The organism is Flectobacillus sp. (assembly GCF_049240685.1).
Lineage (GTDB): Bacteria > Bacteroidota > Bacteroidia > Cytophagales > Spirosomataceae > Flectobacillus.
In genome coordinates this window covers 1-11,614 of record NZ_JBMLSD010000335.1, presented here as the reverse complement: position 1 = coordinate 11,614, position 11,614 = coordinate 1, and the positions used below count along the sequence as shown (strand labels likewise).

The window sequence follows — 11,614 nt, the reverse complement described above, 5'->3', positions numbered from 1 at the left end:
AATTCAGGAGTAGAATTTGCTTGTCAATTTGAGTACGTTTGTACTCAAACGCGCGAAAGTAGTCGTACCAAAATATATCCTTTTTTACCATGTCAAAAAGCCGTAAACCCTCCAAACCCACCAAGCCACTATTGCCCAAAACCGACACTAATCACTCATCCGTTCCAAAGAATGGCACGCCCAACTGGCTACTGTATGCTGGTATCGCAGTCTTGTTGCTGGCCGTGCTGATTGCTTTTTCGGGAGGATTTAGTCATCAATTTGTGGATTGGGACGACCATGTTTATATCGAAAAAAACTATTTAGTAACCCAACCTTCGGGGCATTGGCTCGAAGCCTGGCAAAGTCATGTGGCGCTCAACTATCATCCTCTAACAATATGGTCATTGATGATAAATGCAAGTATTTGGGGTAGCACTTCAGCCAAATCTTTTATTGTTACCAATTATCTCCTTCATAGCCTGAACGTGCTACTGGTAGGATATTTGGCTTTTTTGTTGAGCAAAAAAAATACCATGGTTGCCTTTTGGGTTGCGCTTATTTATGGGGTTCATCCCATGCGTGTAGAGTCGGTCACGTGGGTGTCGGAGCGCAAAGATGTGCTGTATGGCATGTTCTTTTGGGCGGCTTGTGTGTGTTACGTTCAGTATTTGAGTCATAAAAAAACATCCAAACTTATTTGGACTTGGGTATTATTTGTTTTGTCCTGTCTATCCAAAGCCCAAGCTGTAGTTTTGCCTGTGGTGTTGCTATTGTTAGATTATTGGTATGATAGAAAATTTGACTTAAAAATCTTTTTGGAGAAAATGCCATTTTGGGCAATCTCGCTGCTCTTTGGTCTTATCGCTACCAATATACAGGCAGGAGGAGATTTTTATGGGATGATTCATGCCATAGGGGAACAAAAATCAGCCCTCGATTTGAAAGTATTTACGTTGGGAGAGCGACTTCAATTTGCGGGATATGGATTTATGATGTATTGTTATCATTTACTGTTACCGCTCAATCTTTCGCCTTTTTATCCTTATGAAAGTTCTGGTCCCAATGTTCAGTTTTACACTGTTGGGCTCGTATTTATGATTATAGTACTGATCATTGCGACATTATTCTACAAAAAATCTAAGCTATTCTTTTTTGGAATTGCTTTCTTTACGGTAACGGTAGCGTTGGTTTTACAATTTATTTCGGTAGGAGCAGCCGTTATGGCCGATCGCTATACCTATGTGCCGTATTTTGGATTATTGTTTGCCATCGGAATGGGTATAGGGTATCTTCAAAAGAAGTCTCCGCAAATAGGACAAATAGCATGGACAACTGCGTTTTTGTTTGGCGGTTTTTGCCTTATTCAAACCAAAGCCCAAGTGGCTATTTGGGCAAATACAGGCACCTTATTCAGGACAATTATAGAACGTTACCCCAACGACTACCGAGCCTATTATACGTTAGGGAAGTATCAAGGAGAAAAAGAAGGCAAACTCGATGAGTCAATAGCCAACAATCTTAAAGCCATTGAATTGGGTTATAAAGGAGATACAGGACCTTGGGAAAACCTTGGTACAGCTTATGGAATAAAAGGCGATACCCCAAAAGCGCTACAGTATTTTGACGAAGCCGTCAAACGTGGTACAAAGTCTGGTGAAACTTACATGAATCGAGGCATCGCTTATTTTACACTTCAGCAGCCACTCAAGGCTATCCCTGATTTTGAGAAATCGCTTACGATGCCAAACCGAAAAAAAGCACAGACGCTAACTATGTTGGGTGCCTCTTATATTTCGGCAGGTAATCCTACTAAAGCTTTGGGTGTTTTGAATGATTTAATTAAATCTGAGCCACAAGTTGATTTAACTGCCTACCTGAATCGGGGTATTGCACATCAGCAATTAGGACATTTGGTAGAGGCTGAGTCAGATTATAAAATGGTATTGGCTCAACAACCTACCAATACAGTGGCTTTGCAAAATCTTAAAATAATGGGAAAGTAAGGATAAGTAATAAGTTGCGAATGGTGAGTTGTCCTTTGTCCTTGCCTAATGCGTACGGCCTACCGCCTAAAGCAACACCTACCTCATATTTAGCGAAATCCATTTTCAGGAGTCATCACGCATTTAGTGCGTGATGATTTCGAGTAGTCAGACAGTTAGCTAATAACATTTCTTTTTGTGAAAATATTTAAAGAAATAATTCCTTCAACCTCGTTGTAAATCACAATTTGTATCTTACTTTCCCGAAAAATTTTGATGCCAAGCAACATAAAAGGTAAAGAATAGCGTTTTGACAAGAGAGAAAACACAACATCGTATGAATAAAATATACCTTCTCATAATTTCATTGATACTAGGGTTAGGCATATCGGTACAAGGACAATCATTTTTATCTTTTGGGAAAAAAAAATCAAAGAGTACCGAAAGTAAACTCTACGAAAAACATTCCTCTGTAGCGTTTGGCCTAGGCACAAGTCATTATTTTGGAGATTTGGCACCCTATTATCGAATCATCCCATCTTTTACTCAAGATATACGATGGAATGTTGGCGCCGAATGGGAGCGGTACCTTTCGCCACACTGGGGAGTAAGAATTGGTTTGTCGTGGGTTCGTATAGCTGGTGATGACAACAAATTTCAAGGTGTTGCAGGTTTTGAGGATTATTTTATGCGAAATATTCATTTCCGAAACGATATCCAAGAGTTGTCTTTTGTAGGAGTGTATCAGTTGGTCAAACAAAATCGAAACTACCGTTCGCGCAGCAAACTAATGCCCTATTTATTTGCAGGCCTTGGGGTATTTCACCACAATCCAATGGCCAAAGCTCCCGAAGGAATCAGTATTCCAGCTGGGCAGTGGACTAGCCTACAACCTCTCGGAACAGAGGGGCAAGGCTTGCCAGGGTATGATTCACCTTATAAACTATTTTCGGTAAGTATTCCAGCGGGAATTGGCATCAATTACAAAGTAAATAAATCTTGGGACATAGGGCTTGAACTAAGTCTGAGATATACACTTACAGATTATCTCGACGATGCTGGCGGTGCCTATGTATTACCACAAGACCTCTCTGATCCTATTCGTTTGGCATTTAGCCATAGAGAATTAGAACGATACGCCATTACTACAGGGAGAGACAGAGACGCACAGATGCGCCAATGGTTTGTGAATGCAGGATTTTCCAACTATGCCGATCCCAATGTTCCCATAAATCCAAGAGATGCAGCAGTTTTTTATAGTGGTAACTCGCGCAATGCTACTGGAAAAATCAACGATAGCTTTGTGATGACACGAGTCAAATTAGTGTATCATTTGATGCCTGCGGTAAAGTGCCCGCCCTTACGATAAAATCAAGATACCATTTGGTCAAAGGCGTTGTAGATTTCTGTTCTATAACGCCTTTATTTTTTGTTAAAAATAGGTACATTTCGTATAAGAAATCTGTAAGATTGAGAGTTTTAATTTGTTTTTGAAGCGAAAACGCTTAATTTAGTGTAAGCAATCGGCTCGATGAGTAGAGCACTGTGGCCTAAAGCATGAGGTCGGTTTGTTGATTTTTATAGATTTTAAGATTAATAGACTATATCTTTTGCAAAGCCTTTGTTCATCTTTCTCTTCCCTGTCAAAATGCTTTAATTATTAGCCCAAAAACAATCACAATTTTGACCACTATTCATAAAGTTGATGTGTAAAGAGTACCTTCTTGTGTAAAAGTTGAGGCAAATATTTTCTAAAATATTGGTCTATAAGTAAGTGAATAAAATTAGATTTTTAGGCAACAGGCACAAGGCAACAGGCACAAGGCACAGAGTGTTAAAGTGTTTTTTACTAACAATAGAGATATTTTACCTAATGCCTACGGCTTACAGCCTAAAGCCGAAAACTAAAATTTTATTTTAAGTGCTGACTTAAGTAAGTGAATAAAATTAGATTTTTAGGCAACAGGCAACAGGCACTAGGCAAAGAGTGTTAAAATGTTTTGTAGTAAGATATTTTACCTAATGCCTACGGCTTACAGCCTAAAGCCGAAAACTAAAATTTTATTTTGCGTACTAACTTAAGTAAGTGAATAAAATTAGATTTTTAGGCAACAGGCAACAGGCACAAGGCAAAGAGTGTTAAAGTGTTTTGTAGTAAGATATTTTGCCTAATGCCTACGGCTTACAGCCTAAAGCCGAATACTAAAATTTTATTTTGCGTACTAACTTAAGTAATAGGAAAGAGTAATTTAATAGTATATCTGAAGTATGATTTGGCTATAATCTTTTGATTATGAATGCCTTCAAATAACCAATCTGATTGCTGGACAAAACGATAAAGTATCATTCAGTTATTTGGACATTTTTACAGAATTTTTTAAAAACAGTTTCAACCTGTTAAAAAAAGATTCCAAGACTAAGTCTTGAACTTGTAAGTCAAGTACCGATATACATTTAACAAATAACTTACTCCTACTTACTTTTTACAAGTAAAAGGTTTCTGTTTGGTTAATAACTAAATTCTGTTAACGCTTTTCCACTTTAGTCCCCCAAACTGTGTTAATATGTCCGTAGAAGCTGTAGCGATAGACTTAGAATTAGAAAAGAAGGAAATCCTTAAACGGTACAGAAAATTACTAGCAAGTGCCAAACCCTATCTTCGTGATAATGATGCCAAGTTAATCAAGCAAGCATTTTTAATGTCGGTTGAAGCGCACAAACACATGCGCCGTAAATCAGGAGAACCTTATATCTACCACCCCATTGCGGTAGCGCAAATTTGTGTGGACGAAATTGGGCTTGGAGCTACGTCGATTATCTGTGCCTTGTTGCATGATGTAGTAGAAGATACCGAAGTAACTCTCGACGAGATATCCGAGCAGTTCGGTAGCAAGGTTGCCAAAATTATAGATGGTTTAACCAAAATATCAGGGGTATTTGAGCACGGTTCTTCTCAACAAGCTGAGAATTTTAGAAAGATGCTCTTGACGCTTTCAGACGATATTCGGGTTATTCTAATCAAACTTGCCGACCGTTTGCATAACATGCGAACCCTCATGAGTATGGCAAGGGACAAACAACTAAAAATTAGTTCTGAAACGTTTTATTTGTACGCACCCTTGGCTCACCGTTTGGGCTTGCACGCAATTAAGTCTGAGCTCGAAGATTTATGCTTGAAATATACCGAACCAGATTCGTACAAAGGAATTGCCAAAAAGCTCAAAGAAACCAAGGCTTCTCGCGAGAAGTTTATCCAAAACTTTATCCGACCTATCGATAAAGGGCTTCAGGATATGGGTTTTAAGCATGTGATAAAAGGGCGACCAAAATCCATTTATTCTATCCATAATAAACTCAAAAAGAACAATGTTCCTTTTGATGAAATTTATGATTTGTTTGCGGTAAGAGTAATTTTGGATGTACCCAAAGAGCAGGAAAAGGCTGCCTGTTGGGCTGTGTATTCGATGGTAACAGACCATTATAAGCCTAACCCCGACCGACTGAAAGACTGGATTTCTAACCCCAAATCTAACGGATACGAATCATTGCATACCACGGTGATGAGCTCAGGGAAAAAAGGTCGTTGGGTCGAAGTCCAAATCCGTACTACCCGTATGGATGAAATTGCAGAGAAAGGTTTTGCCGCTCACTGGAAATATAAAGGCAACGACACTCGTACCAATAAAGCGTTTGAGTCGTGGCTTTCGCAAATTCGTGAGGCATTGGATTCTTCGGATAAAGCCCAGCAGTCGGCCGTTGAATTGGTAGATGATATCCGAAACAGTTTGTACAATGAGGAGGTATTTGTATACACGCCAAAAGGTAAGCTGATTGTTTTGAAAGATGGTGCTACCGCATTAGACTTTGCCTTTGAGATTCATACCGAAGTAGGGGCTCGTTGTATAGGCGCCAAGGTCAATAATAAACTGGTTCCTTTGAGTTATAAACTCAAAACTGGTGATATTATCGAATGTATGACCTCGGCCAAACAAAAGCCATCAGAAGATTGGTTGGGTTTTGTGGTTACTACCAAGGCCAAATCACGCATCAAAGATTATATCAAGGAAGCCAACAAGCAGCACGTGGTTATTGGGCGCGATATGGTAGAGCACCGCCTAAAAATCTTAGGGGTAAATGTACTTACCCTGGAGGTGACCAATCAGCTCAGAGCATACTTCAATGCCAAAGATGCCAATGATTTATTTTATCGTTTTGGAAAAGGGTATATCCAACTCGATGAACTCAAGCGTTGGAAGTCGGACCGTGAAGCACATGAGCGTAAGCAAGCCGCCAAGAGTATCCAAGAGCCACTGACCAATACCAAAAATTTGGTAAAAGAACTCAAAAAACTTCATGGCGACCGCAAAGATGCTGATGCTTTATTGATTGGCGAGGATATGGATAAAATCGATTACACATTGGCAAAATGTTGTAATCCAATTGCTGGGGACGATGTATTTGGCTTTGTTACTATTAATGAAGGTATCAAAATTCACCGTACAAGTTGCCCCAATGCACCAGAATTACTCTCACGCCACGGCGACCGTGTGTTGAAGGCAGTATGGGCTTCGAAGATAGAAATGTCTTTTGTGGCGCACCTAATTATCAAGGGTACCGACCGCATGGGCTTAATGAACGATGTAACAAGGGTAATTTCACAAGACTTGCAAGTGAATATTCAAAACCTTTCAATTGGTGTAAAAGATGGTATTTTTGAAGGTAAAATAGCGCTGATGGTCAATAACACAGCCCATTTGGAAGAGCTCGTACAGTCTCTTGAACAGGTAAGTGGTGTAGTAGAAATCGAAAGAGGGGAATAAATAATATTTCGGATTTGGAATGTTTAATTTTGGATTTTTCTAAAATACTCCAACATTCCATCTTAGTACTGTATGAAGGATTTCTAACTATTTCGGATTTCTGATTTCGGAAAATGTAAAATACCTTGATTTTTTCATAATATATATAAAAAGGTAGTTTACATTTCCGAAATCAAACATCCGATATCCGAAATAGATAGTTCTTACAATCTTTCGTACATTACTAAACTACGATACTGACTAAAGCTTTCTGATAAATTTCCATTTTAATCTGAAATTGAGTTATTTTGTAGTTAAAGAATAGATTTAGTCTAAAATTGAATCTTCATGAATTATTGAGTGTTTAGTCTTTAGACATTGAGCCACAATTTCATAAACTGAACACCGAAGCCATTAAACAATGCCATCAAACGCTAATTTGGAGGCTGTAAAGAAAATTTTTACAGCATATCTTGAAAATAAAGGGCTGAGAAAAACCCCAGAACGCTTTGCGATTTTGGAAGAGATTTACTCGCGTGACGACCATTTTGATGTGGAGGAGCTTTATATTTCGATGAAGAATAAGAAGTATCAGGTTTCGCGTGCTACCGTCTACAATACACTAGACGTATTAGTGGAGTGTGACTTGGTGACAAAACATCAGTTTGGAAGAAATATTGCGCAATACGAAAAATCGTATGGCCGTCGCCAACACGACCATTTGATTTGTACCGACTGCCATCATGTAACCGAATTTTGTGACCCGCGCGTTCAAACAATTCAGTCGATGGTGGGCGAAATGTTACAGTTTAATGTCATGCACCACTCTTTGATTTTTTATGGGTCATGTACAAAAACCGATTGTGAACACAAAAGAGCTCTTCAACAACAGCTTTCTATCAATAACGAATCCGATCGTTAGAAAACAATTCTCTAGGGTAGCATTTAAGTAATATGCCCTAGAGAATTCTCAAATTTCCTACATATATAAGGACTTTTCCTAATAAGATTAGCTATCTTTGCCTTTCATTTTGTACCGCAGGCGTTTGCCTGTAAAATTTCGTAACTCTAAAATACGGGCGTAGCCTGTGATACCAAGTAATAAAAATGGCAGTAGATGTATTGTTGGGTTTGCAGTGGGGTGATGAAGGTAAGGGTAAAATCGTTGACGTTTTAGCTCCTAAATATCAAGTTGTTGCCCGCTTTCAAGGTGGCCCTAATGCTGGACACACATTAGAATTCGACGGATTCAAACACGTTTTGCATCAGATTCCTTCAGGAATTTTTCGTCAAGAGGTTCAAAACATCATCGGTAACGGTGTGGTTCTTGACCCAATCATCTTCAAAAAAGAAATCGATGGTCTCGCTAAGTATAATTTGAACTTGCAGCAAAACCTCGAAGTTTCGAAAAAAGCTTCTATTATCCTTCCTACTCACCGCTTGTTAGATGCAGCTTACGAAAAAGCAAAAGGTGACGCCAAAATCGGATCTACTCTAAAAGGTATCGGTCCAACTTATACAGACAAAATTTCTCGTCAAGGTTTGCGTGTTGGAGATATCATTTCTCCAAACTTTAAAGCAAAATATGATGCGCTTGTAGCTCGTCATACCGCAATCTTGGACGTATACCAATTTGAATATGACCTAACTGCTGCCGAAAAAGAATTCTTCGACGCAGTGGAGTTTATGAAGCAATTCAACTTGGTAGATTCTGAATATTCTGTAAATAATGCTTTAACAGAAGGAAAAACCATCTTGGCCGAAGGTGCTCAGGGGTCGTTGCTTGATGTTGATTTTGGTTCATATCCTTTCGTAACTTCTTCAAATACTGTTACAGCGGGTGCTTGTACAGGTTTGGGCGTTGCTCCAAAAAATATTGGCGAGGTATATGGTATCTTCAAAGCGTATGCTACTCGTGTAGGTTCGGGCCCGTTCCCAACTGAATTACTCGACGAAGTAGGCGAACGTATGCGTCAAGAAGGTCGTGAATTTGGTTCAACTACAGGTCGCCCTCGTCGTTGTGGTTGGATTGATCTTCCTGCTTTAAAATATGCGATGATGATCAATGGCGTTACGCAGTTGGTTATGATGAAAGTTGACGTTTTGAATATTTTCGAAGAAATCAATATTTGTACGGCTTACAAATTGCCAGATGGTACTATTACCGAGCAATTGCCTTATGATTTAACAGATACTCAAGTAGAGCCTATCTACGAAACTTTGAAAGGATGGAACACTTCTTTGGCAGGCTTAAGAACTTTCGAAAGCCTTCCTGCCGAATTGACCGCTTACATTGCTTTCTTGGAGGAAAAATTAGGTTTGCCAATCAACTTTATCTCTACTGGTCCCGACCGTGACGAGTGTGTGTTGAGAGGTGCATTGGCTTAAGCTATCAGCTTTGGGCTTTTAGCATGCAGCTAATTGGCAAATTATAAATGCTGAATTGCAAGTGGTGAATTACGAATGTAAAATATTGATAGACAAATTTTTACACTCACAGTTTTCCTCTTATAATTCAGCATTTATGTTTTATATACAAACCATTTTGTTTCTAAAAATGAAATTCATATTCTCAATAATCACTCATGCACTCAATCACCAATCACTCAACTAGAAATTTAAAAGTTTTTATGTAATTGTAGATACTGTAATAGCATAATCGTTTTCCCATCTTTGATTTCGCCTGTTTTTACCATATTTAACGCTTGTTCAAAAGGCAATTCTAGTACATCTATCTCCTCGTCTTCAACTCCGCCACCTTCATTTGCAACGTCTTCTTGTGAATATTCAGCAATAAAGAAGTATAAAATTTCAGTTACTGAGCCAGGACTCATATAGGCTTCAAATACCTTTTCTACTTCTGATATGCGATAACCCGTTTCTTCTTCTGTTTCTCGCTTAATAGCCGTTTCTGGTTCATCTTGGTCGAGCAAACCTGCACAAGTTTCAATAAGCATTCCGTCTTTGTTACCATTAACATAAGTCGGTATTCTAAATTGTCGGGTCAAAATCACCGTTTTTTTCTGACTATTGTATAAAAGAATAGTGGCACCATTACCTCGGTCATAAACTTCACGGGATTGCGTTTCGATATTGCCATTTTTGCGCTGATATTCAAAAGTGTATTTTTTTAAAATATACCAATTGTCAGACAAAAGCTTTTCGTCAATAATTTTGATAGAAGAAGTCATAAAACTAATTTGATTATTTTTGATTGAAAATGATTATTTTTGATTAATTATTCAAAACAACTAAATTTTATATGAATTACCAACTCCGCAAACAGCTTATTTTACAAACGGTCGAAGAAAAAGGCTCGGTGGAAGTCAAGGACTTAGCCGAGTTGTTACAAACTTCAGAAATTACAGTTCGGAGAGATTTGGCGACCTTGTCAGAGCAAGGTCTTTTGTATCGCACACATGGCGGAGCAATGAAAATGAGTTTGGTACAAACGCCTACAAGTTTTGTAAATAAATCTACCAGTAGGATAGCCGAAAAAGACTATATCTGTCAAAAGGCCAGCCAACTGATACAAGACGGCGATGTGGTATTTTTGGATTGTGGAAGTACAGTATCGAGAATATGCCAATTTATCAAACATAAACGAATCAAAGTCATCACCAATTCGTTGCCAATTGTGTATGAGTTGATGGGAACAGAGGTCTCTGTCAATCTCATTGGTGGGGAGTTGGATGCCGAGCGACAGGCTATTCATGGGGCTATAGCCCTAGAGCATATCGCTCGATATCAGGCAGATAAGGCATTTGTAGGTATAGATGGGATATCCTTGGCGAGAGGTTTGAGTGCAGCTTCGGAAAAAGAAGCTAGTATTGCGATGGCTCTAGCGAAGTCTTCGCGACAAACAGTTTTGCTCTGCGACGCTTCGAAACTTGAGAAAGAAGCTTATTTACAATTTGCTTCATTTGAAATGCTTGACCTATTAATTACAGATGCGTCAGCCGATGGCGCGTTGTTGGAGCGATATAAAGAAAAAGGGTTGAAAATTGTGAATTAGTATTTCGATAAATAGGGCTTTTCTAAAAAGCTCTTCCGATATTTGTACTTTGATTAAAAGCATTTCGAAGACTTTTATGGATAAAACCTTTTTACAATACCTTTTTTCTGAAGAAACTATTTATCAAATTCCTTCTGGTATAGAAGGAAATCAAGTGCTTGTGACCCCAGTTGCTGAAGTACCTTCCATAGCTCGACCAGAAAAAGTACAAAAAGAAGCGCCAATACCTACGCCAGTAGCAAGTGTGCCAGATTTTATACCATATAATCCTAAAAACCAAGTGTTGATTTTGGTAGATAAGATTAATGCAGAAGAAATGGAGCTTTTAGGGAAGATTCTAGCAGCGGTTCAGTTACAAATCAATCAAGTAGATTTATTAGATTTATCCAAAGCTGGCGGCACAAGTTTAAAAAATATTTTGACCCAAAAATCACTAAAGCAGTTGCTTACATTTGGGGTATCTTTATTTAAAATACAATTAGAAATTCCACTTACACCCTATCAAATTAGAGAAGTGCAAGGGGTAAGATTTTTGTATTCGGATGCTTTAGGAGAAATAAAAGACGACGTAACACGCAAAAAAGCCCTCTGGTCGGCGATGAAAGCATTTTTTGCTTAAAAGTAAAACAAGATTCATCCCGAATTAAGCAGATGACTGATTATGTAAAATTTGTATTCTAGCAGTAAAGATGTAATGATTGCGTCTGAAGCCATTTATATCAAGCATATTTCTTAGCTTCTGGCTTTCTGCATTCGGCAAAAGTATATCTATCCTTAAGTAACAAGACGTTATTAGTTAACAGTCTAATTACTGGACAAAAAGAGAAAAGGTATTT

Annotated in this window: 8 protein-coding genes; 7 read left to right on the top strand and 1 reads right to left on the bottom strand. The window is 38.5% G+C overall.

The genetic code is table 11. The annotated features are described in order from the left end of the window. Nucleotides 1–89 precede the first annotated feature (89 nt). The 5 genes from ACOVQ4_RS15145 to ACOVQ4_RS15125 all read left to right on the top strand — a co-directional run bounded on the left by ACOVQ4_RS15145 (nt 90) and on the right by ACOVQ4_RS15125 (nt 9,151). Complete coding sequence (locus ACOVQ4_RS15145) at nt 90–1,985, top strand: tetratricopeptide repeat protein (protein WP_421821470.1); 1,896 nt, start codon at nt 90–92, stop codon at nt 1,983–1,985. A gap of 316 nt (nt 1,986–2,301) precedes the next feature. Beyond that, nucleotides 2,302–3,333 (top strand): hypothetical protein, encoded by a 1,032-nt coding sequence (locus ACOVQ4_RS15140; RefSeq protein ID WP_421821469.1) that lies wholly within the window; start codon nt 2,302–2,304, stop codon nt 3,331–3,333. Between the two features lie 1,195 nt (nt 3,334–4,528). Further along, entirely contained in the window at nt 4,529–6,784 is a 2,256-nt protein-coding gene (locus tag ACOVQ4_RS15135; RefSeq protein WP_421821468.1) for a RelA/SpoT family protein, read from the top strand. A gap of 400 nt (nt 6,785–7,184) precedes the next feature. Then, a complete protein-coding gene (locus tag ACOVQ4_RS15130) occupies nt 7,185–7,685 on the top strand; it encodes a Fur family transcriptional regulator (RefSeq protein WP_421821467.1) in 501 nt (166 codons plus the stop codon). Between the two features lie 185 nt (nt 7,686–7,870). Beyond that, nucleotides 7,871–9,151 carry an adenylosuccinate synthase gene (locus ACOVQ4_RS15125; protein ID WP_421821466.1) on the top strand — a complete coding sequence of 427 codons (1,281 nt, stop codon included), beginning with the start codon at nt 7,871–7,873 and terminating at the stop codon, nt 9,149–9,151. 230 nt (nt 9,152–9,381) lie between these two features. Here ACOVQ4_RS15125 and nudK read toward each other — a convergent pair whose 3' ends face one another. Further along, entirely contained in the window at nt 9,382–9,954 is a 573-nt protein-coding gene (gene nudK, locus ACOVQ4_RS15120; protein WP_421821465.1) for a GDP-mannose pyrophosphatase NudK, read from the bottom strand. Between the two features lie 71 nt (nt 9,955–10,025). Here nudK and ACOVQ4_RS15115 point away from each other — a divergent pair, with 71 nt between their 5' ends. Together ACOVQ4_RS15115 and ACOVQ4_RS15110 are read left to right on the top strand one after the other, a co-directional pair. After that, nucleotides 10,026–10,778, top strand: coding sequence for a DeoR/GlpR family DNA-binding transcription regulator (locus ACOVQ4_RS15115; protein WP_421821464.1), 753 nt, complete (start codon nt 10,026–10,028; stop codon nt 10,776–10,778). Nucleotides 10,779–10,854: 76 nt separating this feature from the next. Next, entirely contained in the window at nt 10,855–11,397 is a 543-nt protein-coding gene (locus ACOVQ4_RS15110; RefSeq protein WP_421821463.1) for a hypothetical protein, read from the top strand. Nucleotides 11,398–11,614 lie beyond the last annotated feature (217 nt).

What these genes read in the sequence shown, in the direction of transcription:
- ACOVQ4_RS15145 (WP_421821470.1), top strand. Translation starts at nt 90, where the DNA reads ATGTCAAAAAGCCGTAAACCCTCCAAACCCACCAAGCCACTATTGCCC.
- nudK (WP_421821465.1), bottom strand. Translation starts at nt 9,954, where the DNA reads ATGACTTCTTCTATCAAAATTATTGACGAAAAGCTTTTGTCTGACAAT.
- ACOVQ4_RS15135 (WP_421821468.1), top strand. Translation starts at nt 4,529, where the DNA reads ATGTCCGTAGAAGCTGTAGCGATAGACTTAGAATTAGAAAAGAAGGAA.
- ACOVQ4_RS15110 (WP_421821463.1), top strand. Translation starts at nt 10,855, where the DNA reads ATGGATAAAACCTTTTTACAATACCTTTTTTCTGAAGAAACTATTTAT.
- ACOVQ4_RS15140 (WP_421821469.1), top strand. Translation starts at nt 2,302, where the DNA reads ATGAATAAAATATACCTTCTCATAATTTCATTGATACTAGGGTTAGGC.
- ACOVQ4_RS15125 (WP_421821466.1), top strand. Translation starts at nt 7,871, where the DNA reads ATGGCAGTAGATGTATTGTTGGGTTTGCAGTGGGGTGATGAAGGTAAG.
- ACOVQ4_RS15115 (WP_421821464.1), top strand. Translation starts at nt 10,026, where the DNA reads ATGAATTACCAACTCCGCAAACAGCTTATTTTACAAACGGTCGAAGAA.
- ACOVQ4_RS15130 (WP_421821467.1), top strand. Translation starts at nt 7,185, where the DNA reads ATGCCATCAAACGCTAATTTGGAGGCTGTAAAGAAAATTTTTACAGCA.